Source organism: Microbacterium oleivorans NBRC 103075 (assembly GCF_001552475.1).
Taxonomy (GTDB): domain Bacteria; phylum Actinomycetota; class Actinomycetes; order Actinomycetales; family Microbacteriaceae; genus Microbacterium; species Microbacterium oleivorans.
This window is the reverse complement of the sequence record NZ_BCRG01000002.1, coordinates 127,152-143,516: the sequence shown is the minus strand read 5'-3', so window position 1 is coordinate 143,516 and position 16,365 is coordinate 127,152. Positions and strand designations below refer to the sequence as shown.

Below are 16,365 nucleotides of genomic sequence, written 5' to 3'. Positions count from 1 at the left end.
AGGCCAATCGTACGGTGGAATGGGGTCATGCTTCTCCGCCTCATCCGTCTCGTCGTCGGCCTCGCCTTGTTCGGCATCGGGTGCGCCGTGCTCGTCCAGGCAGGCATCGGCCTCGACCCTTGGACGGTCCTCGCCGAGGGTCTCTCGCTGCAGACGGGCATCGGGATCGGCTGGATCGTCGTGATCACCGGAGCGCTCGTGCTCCTCGCGTGGATCCCGCTGCGACAGCGACCCGGCATCGGGACGGTCGCGAACATCCTCCTCGTCGGAACGGTCATGCAGGGGGCCCTCGCGGTGATCCCGCCAGTGGAGAACTACCTCTGGGGCGTCGTCGTGTTCCTCCTCGGGATCGCGCTCATCGCGGCGGCATCCGCCATCTATCTCGGTGCGGATCTCGGCCCGGGTCCCCGGGATGGCCTCATGACGGGACTGCACGCACGGTTCGGCTGGCCCATCTGGGTATGTCGTTTCGCGGTCGAGGGAAGCGTCCTCGTCACCGGGTGGCTTCTCGGCGGCACGGTCGGGCTCGGCACGGTCCTCTTCGCGGTCCTCATCGGCCCCGGTGTCCACCTCGCCCTCGATCTGTCCGCGCGGCTGCGCGCGCAGCGCGTCCGCAAGGCGACCATCGCGGTCTGAGCGGTAGCCTGGGAGCGAGCATCCTTCCCTCCATAGCTCAGTGGATAGAGCGAGCGGTTTCTACCCGCCAGGTCGGGGGTTCGAATCCCTCTGGAGGGGCTCCGAGTCGTCGCGAGCGCGACGACTCCTGTGGGAGGAGACCACGTGTCAGCCGCTGAGAACGACCGCCTCGTCTGGATCGACTGTGAGATGACGGGCCTCGACCTGTCCGTCGACGAACTCGTGGAGGTCGCCGTCGTCATCACCGACTTCGAGCTGAACGTCCTCGACCCGGGATTCCAGATCGTCATCAAGCCCGACGCCTCGGCTCTCGATCACATGAATGACTTCGTCACCAAGATGCACGAGAGCTCCGGGCTGCTCGACGAGATCCCGAACGGTGTGAGCCTCGCGGACGCCGAATTCCAGGTGCTCGAGTACATTCAGCGGTTCGTGCCCGAGGGCAAGGCGCCACTGGCGGGCAACACCATCGGCACCGATCGCATGTTCCTCGCGCGCTACATGCCGCGTGTCGACCGGTGGCTCCACTACCGCAATGTCGACGTCTCCAGCGTGAAGGAGCTGGCTCGTCGCTGGTACCCCCGCGCCTACTTCAACGCGCCGGCGAAGGATGGCGGGCACCGCGCCCTGGCCGATATCCGCGAGAGCGTCCGGGAGCTCGCGTACTACCGCGAGACGGTCTTCGTCGACGCGCCCGGCCCGTCCAGTGACGACGCGCGAACCGCCGCGGCATCCGCCGTGTCTTCGTTCGCCTCCGGACTGTAATACACTGGTGTGGTTGCCCGGAGACGGGCACATGGTGGGTATAGCTCAGTTGGTAGAGCACCTGGTTGTGGTCCAGGGGGTCGCGGGTTCAAGTCCCGTTACTCACCCCATATCTTCTCCGCGTGAGGCGTGGTCATGATCGATATGGATGCCGAGGCATTCGAGGATCTGGTGGCGTCCGAACTCGACGCCCTGCCCGACGAAATGGTGGCAGGGCTCGACAACATCGTCTTCGTCGTGGAGGACCGTCCCGAAGACGGATCGCTGGATCTGCTCGGCCTGTACGACGGGCTCGCTCTCACCGAGCGCGACCGGTACGGCATGGGTGATCTGCCCGATCGGATCATGATCTACCGTGAGCCGCACCTCCACGCGTGCGACGACATCGACGAACTCCGGGGCGAAGTGCACACCACACTCGTTCACGAGATCGCGCACTTCTACGGCATCGACGACGAACGCCTGCACGAGCTGGGGTGGGCGTGATGAGTATCGCCACGCCCGAGATCGACGAGCAGGTCGACCTGCAGGCATCCACGTCAGGACCGTGGCAGACCGTCGTCTGGAACGATCCCGTCAATCTGATGAGCTACGTCGAGCACGTCTTCCGGGAGTACTTCGGGCATTCGCGGGACAAGGCTCATCGGCTGATGCTCGCCGTGCACCATGAGGGGCACGCCGTCGTCGCCGAGGGGTCTCGCGAGCAGATGGAACTCCACACGCAGGTGATGCACGACTACGGCCTCTGGGCGACCGTGCGGGAAGCAGGGTCATGATGCGTGCCCGCATCACGATGGAGCTATCGCTTCTCGAGGCCGCTCACCTGTCCGACCTGGTCGGGCAGTTCGAAGAGGTCGTCGCCGACCGCGACGGGTCGGACCCCGCTGTGCGTCGGCTCGTCCCCGACGCCTACCCCGACGACGCCGAGGCGGCGACGGAGTTCCGTCGGCTGACTCAGGACGATCTCCTGTCGCGGCGAGCCGCGGATGCGGCCGCAGTTCGCGCATCCCTTCGCCGCGACGGGATCGACCTCGACCTCGCAGAGCTCGATCGCGCATCCGCGGAGGATGTCCTCGTCGTCGACCTCTCCTCCGAGGTCGCCGGCGCATGGTTGCGCACGCTTGCCGCGCTCCGACTCGTGCTCGCGGAGCGCCTCGGAATCACCGACGAGGAACAGGAAGACGGCGGTGACGCCCGGTTCGGGGTGTACGAGTGGATCGGGTACCGACTCGACCTGCTCGTGCGGGAACTCGACGCCTGACGCGCTCAGACGACCTCAGGGAAGCGCGAGCACGAACTGCGCCAGCCCCTGCGGGTCGTGTTCGCGCACGTGCGCGACTTCCTGGCGCTCCCACCGTTCCCAGTGGGGCCGGTACGTCTCGCCGTCGCGTTCCAGCGCACGCGAGCGTCGCGCGTCGCGCGGGGCATCCATCCAGACGGTCACATCGGCCAGAGCAGCGGATGCCGGTGTGAGGACGCCCGCGCCCTCGACGATCACGATCGGCGCGGGATCCACCCGACGCTCCCGCCCGGATGGTCGGTCGGCGGTCCAGTTCCAGGTCGGCCATGCACCGGGAGCGCCTTCTCTGAGAGGAATGAGCACGCGCTCCCGGACAGTCTCCGCACCGGCGGTCAATCCGTCCCACCCGGGATAGACGTCATCCAGCCGCACCAGCGCTGCCAAACCGAGCCGTCCGGAGAGGAGGTCGGCGAACGTCGACTTGCCCGCGCCGGAGCGGCCGTCCACGAGGACGATCGTCGGGATGCGGACGACTCGACGGGCGGCATCCGCCACCTGATCCACACCCGCCGCCATCGCGGCGGCGAGGGCTGGATCAGCGCTTGAGAGCACGGATGACGCGGCTGAGCGCCCGTCCGGCAACCCACACGAAGGGGATCCCGACGGCTACGAGCGACACGAGGTTCGGCTCGAAGCGGAGGTCGTCGCCCTTGCGGATGTAGGCGCCCACGGGGACAGCAGCGCCGCCGCCGCCTCCTCCGGTGCCGCCCGAGGGGTCCTCGCCGGCGCCGAAGCCCGACCAAGTCAGAGCAACGGGAACGATGCGGATGCCGTCGACGTCTTGCTGCTCGCCGTAGACGGTGGTGACGCCGAGCGAAGCGAACTGCTTGCCGAGTTCAAGGGGGAGGTTGGCCATGCGTTCACGGTAGCCGCTGCTCTCCCGGAAAACAGGGGGTTGCGCGAAGACGCTCAGTCGCGGGCGGGCCGCGGGTTGGTGGGAAGCGCGTTGACGTCGCGACGGGGCCCGAGTGTGCTCGCGCGGGTGACCGCGCCCCGCCCGAACCGGGACCGGGCGTCGTCGAGCGCGGCATCGACCCGACGCCACTCGGCGTCGTCGTCCCAGAGGGCGAGGCCCCCCATCCCGTCACCGGTGAGCCTCTCGCCGCGCACACCGATCAGCCGGATGGGTTGCACAAGGTCGATCTTCTCGAAGAGTTCCAGGGCGACGTCGCCGATGCGCTGTCCCACGTTGGTGGGTTCCGGAACGCTCACGGAGCGGGAGAGAGTTGTGAAATCAGCGAAACGCACCTTGATCGCGATGGTGCGCGCTTCCCAGCCACCGGCGCGCAGCCGCGACGCGACCCGGTCGGCGAGGCGACGGAACTCGCTCCGGAGCATCGCCGTATCGGACACGTCCTCGAGGAACGTCTCCTCGTGTCCGACGCTCTTCTCCGTGTGCTCGGTCTGGACGGTGCGTGGATCGATACCGCGGGCCAACTGCCAGATTCGCGCGCCCATCGCCGGGCCGAGGGCCCTGTCGAGCACGCCACGAGGGGTGTTGAGGATGTCGGAGACCATCCGGATGCCGCGGGCTTCGAGAGCCTCGACGGCCTTGGGCCCGACTCCCCAGAGCGCTCCGACGGGTCGCGCCGCGAGGAACGCCTGCGTCTCCGGCTCACTGACGATCAGCAGACCGTCCGGCTTCGACACCGTCGAGGCGATCTTCGCGACGTGCTTGGTCGCCGCGACGCCGACGCTGCAGGTCAGTCCGGTGTCCTCGAGTACCCGGCGTCGCACCATGCGTGCGATCTCGCCCGGGCTCCCCCACAGGCGTCGCGCACCGCTCACATCGAGAAACGCCTCATCGATCGAGAGCGGTTCGACGAGCGGGGTGATGTCGCGGAAGATCGCCATGACCTTCTTGGACAGCTCCGAGTACCTCTCGAACCGGGGGACGACGACGATCGCTTGGGGACAAAGCTGGAGAGCCCGCCCGACCGACATCGCCGACCGCACACCGAACCGCCGCGCTTCGTAGGACGCACTGGACACGACGCCTCGGCCCTCCATGCCCCCGACGATCAAAGGTTTCCCCGCCAGTGACGGGTCGTAGAGCACTTCGACGGCGGCGTAGAACGCGTCCATGTCGACGTGGAGTATGCGGGTCCCCGTGTCGTCCGCGTCGTCGGCGGAGACGATACGTCCCGTGCCGTCGCCGCGTCCCATACCTCCATTGTCGACGATGCCGCCGACACCGTCCCCGTCCCGGGGTCAGTGCGGCGGCATCGTGAGACGACGGGTCAGGACTGGCCGGCGCGCTCCAGGATGAGCTCTCGCACGCGAGCCGCGTCCGCCTGGCCCTTCATGGCCTTCATCACGGCGCCGATGACGGCACCGGCGGCCTGGACCTTGCCGTCCTGGATCTTCGCGAGCACATCGGGCTGCGCAGCGAGGGCGTCGTCGATCGCGGCGATCAGGGCGCCGTCATCCGAGACGACGGCGAGACCGCGGGCATCGACGACCTCCTGCGGAGATCCCTCCCCCGCGATGACGCCCTCGAGCACCTGACGGGCCAGCTTGTCGGTGAGCGTTCCGGCATCCACCAGCTTCTGCAGCTCAGCCACCGACTCGGGCGTCACCAGCGCGGCAGGCTCCGTGCCCTGCGCGTTCGCCAGGCGGGTGATCTCACCGGTCCACCACTTGCGAGCGGATGCGGGCGTCGCACCCGCCGCGATCGTCGCCTCGACCTCGGCGAGCAGGCCGCCGTTGGCGACATCCTGGAACTCCAGGTCGGTGAAGCCCCAGTCGGTCTTCAGTCGACGGCGATACACCGAGGGCGCTTCGGGAAGCCCCGCACGGAGCTCCGCGATCAGCTCCTCCGAGGGCTCCACCGGCAGGAGGTCGGGCTCGGGGAAGTAGCGGTAGTCATCGGCATCCGACTTCGGGCGCCCCGGGGAGGTGCGGCCCGTGTCCTCGTGCCAGTGCCGGGTCTCCTGGGTGATCGTGCCGCCGCCCGCGAGGATCGCCGCCTGGCGCTGGATCTCGTAGCGAACCGCGCGCTCGACGGAGCGCATCGAGTTGACGTTCTTCGTCTCGGTACGGGTACCGAGCTTCTCCTGCCCACGCGGGCGAAGCGAGACGTTGGCATCGCAGCGGAGGTTCCCGCGTTCCATGCGGGCCTCGGAGATACCCAGCGAACGGACGATGTCTCGGATCGCGGCCACATAGGCCTTGGCGACCTCGGGTGCGCGGTGCTCGGTGCCGAAGATCGGCTTCGTGACGATCTCGACGAGCGGGACGCCCGCGCGGTTGTAGTCGACGAGCGAGTATTCGGCGCCCTGGATGCGTCCGGTCGAGCCGCCCATGTGGGTGAGCTTGCCGGCATCCTCCTCCATGTGCGCCCGCTCGATCGGAACGACGATCGTGTCGCCCCCCTTGAGCTCGATCTCCACACTGCCCTCGAAAGCGATCGGTTCGTCGTACTGCGAGATCTGATAGTTCTTGCCGAGGTCGGGGTAGAAGTAGTTCTTCCGCGCGAACCGGCTCGACGGCGCGATCGAGCAGCCGAGCGCGAGGCCCAGGCTGATCGAGTACCGGACGGCGGTCTCGTTGACCACCGGCAGCGAACCGGGCAGACCCATGTCGACCGGGGCGACGAGTGTGTTCGGCGCGGCGTCATGGTTCGCCGAGTTCGCCGGGTTTCCGGCGGACGAGAACATCTTCGTCTGGGTGTTGAGCTCGACGTGGACCTCGAACCCGAGGACCGGCTCGAACAGCTCGAGCGCCTTGTCGAAGTCCATCAGCGCATCCTTGGCCATCAGCGGGCTCCTCCGAGGATCGGGGCGCGGTCCAGAATCGGACCGCCCCAGCTGTCGACGAGCAGCGCTTCGAGCGCAGCCCCGACGCGGTACAGACGTGCGTCCTCACGGGCGGGGGCGACGAACTGGATGCCGACGGGCAGTCCGTCCTCCGCAGCGAGACCCGAGGGGATCGAGATCCCGGGGACGCCCGCGAGGTTGACCGGGATGGTCGTCACGTCGTTGAGGTACATCTGGATCGGGTCGTTCAGCTTCTCGCCCAGGCGGAACGCCGTGGTGGGCGCCGACGGCGTCGCGATGACGTCGACCTGGGCGAACGCCTCGTCGAAGTCGCGCTGGATCAGCGTCCGCACCTTCTGCGCACTGCCGTAGTAGGCGTCGTAGTAGCCCGCCGACAGCGCGTAAGTGCCCAGGATGACGCGGCGCTTGACCTCGTCGCCGAACCCGGCGTCGCGGGTGGCGGCCATGACGTCTTCCACCGTGCCGCCGGGAACGTTGACGCGCATGCCGAAGCGCACGGAATCGAACTTCGCCAGGTTGCTTGACGCCTCCGCAGGAAGGATCAGGTAATAAGCGGCGACGCCGTACTCGAAGTGGGGCGCGCTGACCTCGACGATCTCGGCGCCGGCCGCTTCCATGGCAGCGAGCGACGCGCGGAACGACTCCGAGACACCCTTCTGGAAGCCGGTGTCGTCGAGTTCCCGGATGACGCCGACCTTGAGCCCCTTCAGCACGTCGCCGGTGGCGCCCTCCCGGGCGGCCGCGGCGAACGAGGGCCACGCGTCAGTGAGCGACGTCGCGTCATGCGGGTCGTGCCCGCCGATGACATCGTGCAAGAGGGCCGAATCGAGGACCGTGCGGGAGACAGGGCCGACCTGGTCGAGGCTCGATGCCAGGGCGATGGCGCCGTAGCGGCTGACGCCGCCGTAGGTCGGCTTCATACCGACCGTGCCGGTCACGTGGGCGGGCTGGCGGATCGAGCCGCCCGTGTCGGAACCGAGGGCGAGCGGCGCCTCGAAAGCCGCGACGGCAGCGGCGGAGCCACCGCCAGAACCGCCGGGGATCCGGTCCAGGTCCCATGGGTTGTGGGTCGGGCCGTAGGCGGAGTGCTCGGTCGACGAGCCCATCGCGAACTCGTCCATGTTCGTCTTGCCGAGCGGCACGAGGCCCGCTGCCCGGGCACGCGCGACGACGGTCGCGTCGTAGGGCGACATGTAGCCCTCGAGGATCTTCGACCCGCTGGTGGAGGGCATGTCGGTCGTGACGAGCACGTCCTTGATGGCGAGCGGAACGCCGGCGAGTTCGCCGAGCTCCTCACCCGCCGCCCGACGGCGGTCGATGTCGGCCGCGACGTCGACCGCATGGTCGGACACATGCAGGAAGGCGTGGACGTCGCCGTCGACGGCAGCGATTCGATCGAGGTGCGCCTGCGTGGCCTCGACGCTCGAGACCTCACCGGAGCGGAGCTTCGCCGCGAGGTCGGCCGCGGTCAGCTTGAGGATGTCGCTCACTGCTCCTCCCCCAGGATCGCGGTGACGCGGAAGCGGCCGTCGGCGGCATCCGGTGCATTCTGGAGCACCTCGTCGAGGCTCAGCATGTCGCCGGGCACGTCGGATCGGAACACGTTGCTCAGCGGGATCGGGTGGCTCGTGGCGGCGACCTCGGGGGTGGCGACCTCCGAGACCTTGGCGATGTTGTCGACGATCGCATCGAGTTGGCCGGTGAGGCGTTCCACCTCCTCGTCGCTCAGCTGGATCCGGGCGAGCACGCCGAGGTGGCGCACGAGATCGGGGGTGATTTCAGACACTCCCCCAGTCTAGTTCGGGCCACTCGTGGTCCGAACGCTCGCCCTAGGCTGAGGGCGTGACCGATTCGATCTCCGCTGATCGCCCCTGGCTCTCGTCTTACGACACGGGTGTGCCCCTCGACCTGCCGCCCGTCACGGGATCCCTCATGGATCTGCTCGAGGACCCGGCCCGGGACTACCCCGACGCGACGGCGTTGCAGTTCTTCGGCCGCGAGACGACCTACGCCGACCTGATGGATGCGGTGAATCGTGCCGCCGCGGGGCTGCGGAAGCTCGGGGTGAAGAAGGGCGACCGCGTGGCGATCGTCCTCCCGAACTGTCCGCAGCACATCGTCGCGTTCTATGCCGTCCTCCGCCTCGGCGCGGTCGTCGTCGAGCACAACCCGCTCTACACGCCACGGGAGCTCCGCACCCAATTTCAGGACCACGGTGCGCGACACGCAATCGTGTGGAGCAAGGTGGTCGCGACGGCTCAGGCGTTCCCGGCAGACCTGCACGTCGAGGCGCTCATCTCCGTCGACATCACCACCGCGCTCCCCCTGGGCACCCGGTTCGCGCTGCGACTTCCCGTGAAGAAGGCAAAGGAGTCCCGCGAGGCCCTCACCTCGCCCGTGCGCGGTGCGCTGTCATGGTCGGACCTCGTTCGCGCTGAACCGCTCCCGGCATCCCACCCCCGTCCAGAGACGGACGACCTCGCCGTCCTGCAGTACACCTCGGGGACGACGGGCACGCCGAAGGGCGCGATGCTGAGCCACCGCAACCTGCTCGCCAATGCTCGGCAGAGCCAGGCGTTCATCCCCGCCGTCGTCCGGGGTGACGGATGCGTGTTCTACGCGGTCCTGCCGATGTTCCACGCCTACGGGCTCACGCTTTGTCTGACGTTCGCCATGTCGATGGGCGCGCGACTCGTGCTTTTCCCGAAGTTCGACCCCGACATGGTGATCGACGCGATCAAGAAGCACCCGCCGACCGTGCTGCCGCTGGTCCCGCCGATCGCGGAGCGTCTGCTCGCGAGGGCGAAGGAGCGCGGGGCATCGATCCGTGGCATCAAGATCGGCGTCTCCGGCGCGATGGCGCTCTCCCCCGCCCTCGTCGAGCCATTCGAAGAGGCGACGGGCGGGTACCTGATCGAGGGGTACGGGCTCAGCGAATGCTCCCCGGTGCTGATGGTGAACCCGCCGGCCGACACGCGCAAGGCGGGGACCATCGGCATCCCGATACCGGGTACGGACGCGCGCGTCGTCGATCCGGAGGATCCTGCGCGGGTCTTCGGCGCCCTGGAACCGGGTGAGCTGCTCGTTCGCGGCCCGCAGGTGTTCTCGGGTTACTACGGCAGACCCGACGAAACGGCGAAGGTCCTGGTCGACGGCTGGTTCCATACCGGGGACATCGTCGAACGCGACGAGGACGGCTTCTTCCGCGTCGTGGACCGACTCAAGGAACTCATCGTCACCGGCGGTTTCAACGTGTCACCGACCGAGGTCGAAGCGACGCTCCGCCAGCACCCCCAGGTGGCTGACGCAGCTGTCGTGGGCCTTCCCGATCCGCACAGCGGTGAGCAGGTCGTCGCCGTCGTCATCCCCGCACCGGGTGTGAGCTCGCTCGACGTCGATGACATCCGCGCCTTCGCGCGTACCCGCCTGACCGCGTACAAGGTTCCTCGGCGCATCGACGTGGTCGACGACCTGCCGCGATCGCTCATCGGCAAGGTGCTCCGCCGCCAGGTGCGCGACGCACTCCTCGGAAAGTCCGACTGAGCGCTACTCTGCGGCGGGCGGATTGCCGAGAGCGCCAGGTCCCTCCGTGACAAGCAGGTGGAACTGCGCCGCATCGATGATGCGCACACCGAGCGCCTCCGCCTTCGCGAGCTTCGATCCGGCGCCGGGGCCGGCGGCGACGAAATCGGTCTTCTTCGAGACGCTCGAGGCCGCTTTCCCCCCGGCCTGCATGATCGCCTCCTGCGCGCCCTCTCGGGTGTACCCCTCGAGCGATCCCGTTGCGACGACGGTCATACCCTCGAGCACGCCGCCGGCCGCAGCTGCAGCACCGGGACCGGGATGCCCGGGGATCGCGAGCCGCGCACCGGCAGCGACCCACCGCTGCACGATGTCGACGTGCCAGTCGAGCGCGAACCAGTCCTGCAGGGCGTCCGCGATGATCCCGCCGACGCCGTCGACGGCGGCAAGCTCGTCCCGCGTCGCCGCGCGGATCGCGTCGAGTGAGCCGAAGTACTGGGCCAGCGCACGCGCGGCGACGGGGCCGACGTGGCGGATGTTCAGCGCGACGAGGAACCGCCACAGGTCTTTCGTCTTGGCCTTCTCGAGTTCGTCGATGAGCGTCAACGCCTGTGCCGACGGCTGCGGACCGGTCAGGCCCTCCTTCTTCTCCGCCACGCTCGGGTTACGCCGGAAGGGCGCCCGCCGGATCACGTCACCGGTGACGTCGTCTCTGCGGGCCTCGCCGGTCTCGGAATCCCGCACGATCACTTCGATGGGGACGAGCTGATCGAGGGTCAGGTCGAACAGACCGGCCTCCGTCTCGAGGGCCGGCTCTTGGGGCGCGAGCGGCTGTGTCAGGGCGGCCGCCGTCACCTCGCCGAGGGCTTCGATGTCGAGCGCACCTCGTGAACCGATGTGCTCGACGCGCCCGCGGACCTGCGCGGGACACCCGCGCGTGTTGGGGCAGCGGAGATCGATGTCTCCCTCTTTGGCGGGAGCCAGGGTCGATCCGCACTCGGGACACTGCGTCGGCATGACGAACGCGCGCTCGCTGCCGTCGCGGAGTTCCGCCACGGGACCGAGCACCTCGGGGATCACGTCACCGGCTTTGCGCAGGACGATCATGTCGCCGATCAAGACGCCCTTGGCCTTCACGACGTCCTGGTTGTGGAGCGTGGCCTGCCGCACGACGCTGCCCGCCACGAGCGCGGGGGCCATCTGCGCGTACGGAGTCGCACGCCCGGTGCGACCCACGGAGACGATGATGTCCACCAGGCGCGTCTGGACTTCCTCGGGCGGGTACTTGTAGGCGATCGCCCACCGCGGCGCACGACTCGTCATCCCCAGCTCGTCATGCAACGAGAGTTCGTCGACCTTCACGACGATCCCGTCGAGCTCGTGCGCGACCGAGTGGCGCTTCTCGCCGTACTCGGCGACGAAAGCGAGGACCCCGTCGACGTCATCGAACGTCCGTGGGTACGGGCTGACGGGCAGCCCCCATTCGGCAAGCAAGCCGTAGACCTCGCTTTGCGCGGCGACAGGCGGGTCGGGCCAGGCGCCGATGCCGTGAACGTACATTCGGAGCGACGCGAGTCGCGCTTCGCCTGCTTCGAGTTCGAGTCCCGACTTCTTGTCGAGCTGCTGGCGCAGGCCTCCGCTGGCGGCGTTGCGGGGGTTCGCGAACGCCGGGAAACGTCGGGCCGCGCTCTTCTGCGCCTTCTCCTCGTCGTAGCGAGGGCGTGCGGCGGCATCGGCGATGACGCGCTCGCGAAGGCGCGCCTGCAGCGCGTTGAGTTCTTCGAAGGCCGCGACGGGGATGAAGACCTCGCCGCGCACCTCGACGATCCGCGGATGCCCCGTGCCCGACAGTCGCTCCGGGATGCCCGCCACACGAACGGCGTTGACCGTCACGTCCTCGCCGATGCGGCCGTCGCCGCGAGTGGCTGCGGAGGTCAGGACGCCGTTCTCGTAACGGAGGGAGATCGCGAGACCGTCGATCTTGAGCTCCGTGAGCCACTCCACGGGCCGACCGGCCGACGCCTCGGCCTTGGTGCACCACTCGCGGAGCTCCTCCGGGGAGAACACATTGTCGAGGCTCAGCATCCGCTCGGCGTGCTCGACCGGAGCGAACATCGACGATTCTGCGGCGCCGACCGTCTGAGTCGGTGAGTCCTGGCCCTGCAACTCGGGGTGTGCGCGTTCGATCGCCTCGAGCTCATGCATCCACGCGTCGTACGTGACGTCGTCGACGAGGCCGACGTCGCCGCCGTAGTACGCCTCTCGAGCACCGAGAATCCTCTCGGTGAGGCGCTCGGCCTCGGCTCGCGCCTCGTCGAGGGTCAGTGCGGGGAGTTCTGCGTCAGCCACATCGACAGTGTAGGGAGGGCGGGCGACACCGCCGAGGCGCTGTCGGCCTCGGGCAGGATGCGGTAGGCGAAGGACCCGGAGTAGCGGAAGACCTCGCCGAGGAGTCGCATCCGGAGCCGGACGTCGACACGCTGACGGCCGGCGTCCTCGGGATCCGGACTCTCGCGGACCACGACCTCCGCGAACCGCGGAAGGGGCAGACGGATGCCGCGCACCCGCCACGCGAGGCCCCGGGAGCGGAGCACCATGCTGCCGTCCTCGACGCGCGGTGCGAGGCGCACTTCGAGGCCGCCGTCGCGACCGAGGCGTTCGACGATCTCGTCGTCGGCGGTGTGCATCGTGTCGCGCATCACCCGGACCTGTCCGGGGAACCCGAACCACCGCGACCCGGCGAGGCGCCCGGTGAGCGGGCGATTCTCGATGACGAACGGGATGTCCCGCCCGATCTCGAGAAAGAGCACCTCATGGCGCGCGGACCAGCGCAGGAGCGACGCGGCCCGACGCCGGTAGCGCGAGCCGACGATGTCGTAGACGCCCTCACCGACACCGACATGACCAGCGGGGATCTCCCCGAAGTAGCGCTGGAGCACCGGAGACAGCTCCGCGAACTTCGAGCCGAGGGCGCGTTGGTAGACGGATGCCCGGGGTCCCGCATCGTCGGTGGTCACGATCGGAATCTACCCGGCGGGACACGATCCCCGTTCGCTGTAGCGTCTGGAGACATGAGCGCCTCCCCACCCCGTGCCGTCGTCGCCGGAGCCGGCGGATTCATCGGCGAGGCCCTGGTGGCGTCGCTGGCCGACGACGGCTACGACGTCGTCTCGATCGGGCGCTCATCGAGCGTGCGGTGGCGCGATGTGCACGCCGTGGCCGCAGCCGTCGACGGCGCGGATCTGCTCATCAACCTCGCGGGCAAGTCCGTGGACTGCCGATACACCGACGCGAATCGAGATGCGATCCTGAGCTCCCGCGTCGACACGACCCGGGCCCTCCACGAGGCGGTGGCCGCGGCATCCGTCCCGCCCCGCCTGTGGCTGAACGCGTCCACGGCGACGATCTACCGTCACGCGATGGACCGCCCGAACACCGAGTCGACGGGCGAGCTCGGCACGGGTTTCTCCGTCGATGTCGCGAAGGCGTGGGAGCGCGCGTTCTTCGCCGGCGACCTCCCCCGCACGCGCCGGGTCGCCCTCCGCCTCGCGATCGTCGTGGGCGACGGTCCCGCGACCCGCATGCTTCTCACGCTCGCGCGGACGGGGCTCGGCGGGCCGCAGCACGACGGCTGGGTTCCTCCTCACCGTCGCTATCGCGGCATCGGCGACGATCCGACGGGTGGCCGCCCGCACGGGTACCGCACGCGCGGCCGTCAGCGTTTCAGCTGGGTGCACATCGACGACGTGGTGAACGTCGTCCGATTCCTCGCCCGTCGAGACGACATCGATGGAGTCGTCAACGTCGCAGCGCCCAAGGCATCCGATAACCGCGCCCTCATGCGGATGCTCCGCGACGTCGTCGGGATGCCGGTGGGCCTGCCGTCGCTGCGATGGATGCTCGAGATCGCCATGTGGGCGCTCCGGACCGAACCGGAGTTGATCCTGAAGAGCCGGTGGGTTGCACCGGAGCGACTGGTCGAAGCCGGGTTCCGGTTCGCACGCACCGACCTGCGCGAGGCGCTCACCGACGTCGAACGAGGACGCAGTGTCAGGCGTCGAGCGGCACGGCTGACACGGTCCGGGCGATCGTGAACTGCCCGATGACACGCGTGTCGTCGTAGAGGACGGCCGTCTGGCCCGGTGCCACACCGTCGAACGGGTCTTCCGGAACGACCGTCACCGAACCACCGTGCACCGCGGCCCGTGCGGGCACAGGATCGGCGTGAGCGCGAATCTGCACATGGCAGTCGAAGGTGCCGTCGGCGGGCGCCCGACCGGCCCAGCTGTGACGTTCGCCGGAGATCTCGGCGGTCGCGAGCGCGTCCTTCGGTCCGACGACGACGGTGTTCGACACGGGGCGCACTTCGAGCACGAACCGGGGCTTCCCGTCGGAGGCGGGAACGCCGAGCTGCAGCCCGCGGCGCTGGCCGACGGTGAACGCGTGGGCGCCTTCGTGGCGACCGACGACGGCACCGTCCCGATCGAGGACATCACCCTGCTCGGCACCGACCTTCTCGGCCAGCCACCCCCGGGTGTCGCCGTCGGGGATGAAGCAGATGTCGTGGCTGTCGGGTTTCTGCGCGACCGTGAGGCCGCGCTCCGCCGCTTCCGCGCGCACGACGGCCTTCGACGGTGTCGTGCCGAGCGGGAAGTAGGTGTGTGCCAGCTGCTCCGCGGTCAGCACTCCCAGCACGTAGGACTGGTCCTTCGCCTCGTCCGAGGCACGGTGGAGTTCCCGACCCTCCGGACCGTCCACGAGGGTCGCGTAATGCCCGGTGCAGACAGCATCGAAGCCGAGCTCGAGGGCGCGCTCGAGAAGTGCGGCGAACTTGATCTTCTCGTTGCAGCGCATGCAGGGGTTCGGCGTCCGACCCGCCCGGTACTCGCTGATGAAGTCCTCGATGACATCGTCGCGGAAGCGCTCCGAGAAGTCCCACACGTAGAACGGGATGCCGAGGAGGTCCGCCGCGCGCCGCGCATCGAGGGCGTCCTCGATCGTGCAGCAGCCGCGGCTGCCGGTGCGGAGGGTGCCACCGGCACGCGACAGCGCGAGATGTACTCCGACGACATCGTGTCCGGCGTCCACGGCCCGGGCCGCGGCGACCGCCGAATCGACCCCACCGCTCATCGCCGCCAGTACACGCATCGTCCCAGTCTACGAGCGCGCAGCCGCACGCGCGCTGGATGCCGCGGCCCGGCGATGCGCCTCGGGCAGAGCCGCGAGGAAGGTGTCGACATCGGCGGCGGTGCTCGAGCGACCGAGCGTGAGCCTCAGGACCGAGCGCGCTTCCCGATCGCCGTACCCGAGCGCCAGCACGACGTGGCTCGGCTCGGCGATGCCCGCCTGGCACGCCGACCCCGTCGACACCTGCACCCCGGAGTGATCGAGGAGGAACAGGAGCGTTTCGCCGAGCGCGTCGGGGAAGAGGACGTGCACGTGACCGGGCAGACGCCGGTCCGGCGAGCCCAACAGCACGGCCTGCGGAACGACGTGACGGATGCCGCTGACGAGGCGCTCCGACAGGATGCGGAGGCGCTCCGCCTCTGCATCGCGCTCGGCCGCGGTGAGCTCGAGCGCCACCGCCAGTGCTGCCGCACCGGCGACGTCCGGAGTTCCCGAGCGGAGTCCCCGCTGTTGGCCACCGCCGTGGAGCACAGCGCCCATACGTGCGTAGCGAGACGCGACGAGCGCTCCTGTGCCGACGGGGGCGCCGACCTTGTGGCCCGACACACTGAGCGCGACGAGCCCTCCTGAGGCACGGCCCGGGCCGCGGAGAGCCGCGAAGTCCAGCGGTACATGGGCGACCCCGCCCACCGCATCGAGATGAAGCGGAACCCCGGCATCCCCGGCGGCCGATGCGAGCCGAGCGACGTCGGACACCGTGCCGACCTCGTTGTTGGCCACGAGCGCCGTCGCCAGCGCCGCGCCGGGCAACGCAGCGGCGAAGGCCTCCGGGTCGATGGCACCGTCCGGACCGAGCCGGACACCCCGAACCTCGGCACCCTGCGCGGCGACGAGCCATTCCACCGTGTCGAGCGTCGCGTGGTGCTCGCCATCGGGAAGCACGATGACGGAACGGTCGGGCTCCCGCGCCCACCACGGGCCCTTGAGCCCCAGGTTGACCGACTCGGTCCCACCCGAGGTGAACACCACCTCGATGGGATCGCAGCCGAGGACAGCAGCCACGCGTTCGCGGGCGTCTTCGAGGACCCGCCGCACCGCCTGGCCGGCCCCGTGAACCGAGGAGGCGTTGCCCGTCAGCTCCGCCGCGGCGAGCCAGGCATCTCGCGCCTCGGGCCGCAGCGGAGTGGATGCCGCATGGTCCAGATAGACCGCCATCATCGTCCGCCTGACACTGTC

17 protein-coding genes and 2 tRNA genes are annotated in these 16,365 nt (G+C 69.1%); 9 read left to right on the top strand and 10 right to left on the bottom strand.

Annotation, left to right across the window (positions count from 1 at the left end):
- The first annotated feature begins 27 nt into the window (after positions 1-27).
- The 7 genes from yczE (at position 28) to MO1_RS03255 (ending at position 2,662) form a co-directional block, all read left to right on the top strand.
- Positions 28-636: a membrane protein YczE gene (gene yczE, locus MO1_RS03285; RefSeq protein WP_036309118.1), complete on the top strand. Its 609-nt coding sequence runs from the start codon at positions 28-30 to the stop codon at positions 634-636.
- 26 nt (positions 637-662) lie between these two features.
- Positions 663-735, top strand: a tRNA-Arg gene (locus MO1_RS03280).
- Between the two features lie 45 nt (positions 736-780).
- Complete coding sequence (gene orn / locus MO1_RS03275) at positions 781-1,401, top strand: oligoribonuclease (RefSeq protein ID WP_036309474.1); 621 nt, start codon at positions 781-783, stop codon at positions 1,399-1,401.
- A gap of 34 nt (positions 1,402-1,435) precedes the next feature.
- Positions 1,436-1,511: transfer RNA gene (locus MO1_RS03270), tRNA-His, on the top strand.
- Positions 1,512-1,536: 25 nt separating this feature from the next.
- Entirely contained in the window at positions 1,537-1,887 is a 351-nt protein-coding gene (locus MO1_RS03265) for a metallopeptidase family protein (RefSeq protein ID WP_036309476.1), read from the top strand.
- Complete coding sequence (clpS, locus tag MO1_RS03260; protein ID WP_036309120.1) at positions 1,878-2,177, top strand: ATP-dependent Clp protease adapter ClpS; 300 nt, start codon at positions 1,878-1,880, stop codon at positions 2,175-2,177. The genes MO1_RS03265 and clpS overlap by 10 nt, the downstream gene beginning before the upstream one ends.
- Positions 2,174-2,662 (top strand): DUF2017 family protein, encoded by a 489-nt coding sequence (locus MO1_RS03255; RefSeq protein ID WP_255209210.1) that lies wholly within the window; start codon positions 2,174-2,176, stop codon positions 2,660-2,662. Before clpS ends, MO1_RS03255 begins: the two co-directional genes overlap by 4 nt.
- Positions 2,663-2,677: 15 nt before the next feature.
- Here the strand turns inward: MO1_RS03255 and MO1_RS03250 are convergent, their stop codons facing one another.
- The 6 genes from MO1_RS03250 to gatC form a co-directional block, all read right to left on the bottom strand.
- Complete coding sequence (locus tag MO1_RS03250; RefSeq protein ID WP_060915213.1) at positions 2,678-3,253, bottom strand: nucleoside/nucleotide kinase family protein; 576 nt, start codon at positions 3,251-3,253, stop codon at positions 2,678-2,680.
- A complete protein-coding gene (locus MO1_RS03245) occupies positions 3,237-3,557 on the bottom strand; it encodes a hypothetical protein (protein WP_036309126.1) in 321 nt (106 codons plus the stop codon). Before MO1_RS03245 ends, MO1_RS03250 begins: the two co-directional genes overlap by 17 nt.
- A gap of 53 nt (positions 3,558-3,610) precedes the next feature.
- Positions 3,611-4,867 (bottom strand): DNA polymerase IV, encoded by a 1,257-nt coding sequence (dinB, locus tag MO1_RS03240; protein WP_060915212.1) that lies wholly within the window; start codon positions 4,865-4,867, stop codon positions 3,611-3,613.
- Between the two features lie 74 nt (positions 4,868-4,941).
- A complete protein-coding gene (gatB, locus tag MO1_RS03235) occupies positions 4,942-6,459 on the bottom strand; it encodes an Asp-tRNA(Asn)/Glu-tRNA(Gln) amidotransferase subunit GatB (protein WP_060915211.1) in 1,518 nt (505 codons plus the stop codon).
- Entirely contained in the window at positions 6,459-7,970 is a 1,512-nt protein-coding gene (gene gatA, locus MO1_RS03230; protein WP_036309135.1) for an Asp-tRNA(Asn)/Glu-tRNA(Gln) amidotransferase subunit GatA, read from the bottom strand. Before gatA ends, gatB begins: the two co-directional genes overlap by 1 nt.
- A complete protein-coding gene (gene gatC, locus MO1_RS03225) occupies positions 7,967-8,266 on the bottom strand; it encodes an Asp-tRNA(Asn)/Glu-tRNA(Gln) amidotransferase subunit GatC (protein WP_036309138.1) in 300 nt (99 codons plus the stop codon). Before gatC ends, gatA begins: the two co-directional genes overlap by 4 nt.
- Positions 8,267-8,322: 56 nt before the next feature.
- Here gatC and MO1_RS03220 point away from each other — a divergent pair, with 56 nt between their 5' ends.
- The gene (locus tag MO1_RS03220; protein WP_060915210.1) at positions 8,323-10,023 is read left to right on the top strand and encodes a long-chain-fatty-acid--CoA ligase; all 1,701 of its coding nucleotides are present in this window, start codon (positions 8,323-8,325) and stop codon (positions 10,021-10,023) included.
- A gap of 3 nt (positions 10,024-10,026) precedes the next feature.
- Here MO1_RS03220 and ligA read toward each other — a convergent pair whose 3' ends face one another.
- Both ligA and MO1_RS03210 read right to left on the bottom strand, forming a co-directional pair.
- Entirely contained in the window at positions 10,027-12,351 is a 2,325-nt protein-coding gene (ligA, locus tag MO1_RS03215; protein WP_060915300.1) for an NAD-dependent DNA ligase LigA, read from the bottom strand.
- Positions 12,324-13,019 (bottom strand): DUF4166 domain-containing protein, encoded by a 696-nt coding sequence (locus MO1_RS03210; RefSeq protein WP_060915209.1) that lies wholly within the window; start codon positions 13,017-13,019, stop codon positions 12,324-12,326. The genes ligA and MO1_RS03210 overlap by 28 nt, the downstream gene beginning before the upstream one ends.
- Positions 13,020-13,073: 54 nt before the next feature.
- On the opposite strand from MO1_RS03210, the gene MO1_RS03205 reads away from it, so the two are divergent.
- A complete protein-coding gene (locus MO1_RS03205) occupies positions 13,074-14,096 on the top strand; it encodes an epimerase (RefSeq protein ID WP_060915208.1) in 1,023 nt (340 codons plus the stop codon).
- Here the strand turns inward: MO1_RS03205 and mnmA are convergent.
- Positions 14,053-15,150 (bottom strand): tRNA 2-thiouridine(34) synthase MnmA, encoded by a 1,098-nt coding sequence (mnmA, locus tag MO1_RS03200; RefSeq protein ID WP_082724358.1) that lies wholly within the window; start codon positions 15,148-15,150, stop codon positions 14,053-14,055. The genes MO1_RS03205 and mnmA overlap by 44 nt on opposite strands.
- 9 nt (positions 15,151-15,159) lie before the next feature.
- The gene (locus MO1_RS03195) at positions 15,160-16,344 is read right to left on the bottom strand and encodes a cysteine desulfurase family protein (protein ID WP_036309148.1); all 1,185 of its coding nucleotides are present in this window, start codon (positions 16,342-16,344) and stop codon (positions 15,160-15,162) included.
- Positions 16,345-16,365: the final 21 nt, after the last annotated feature.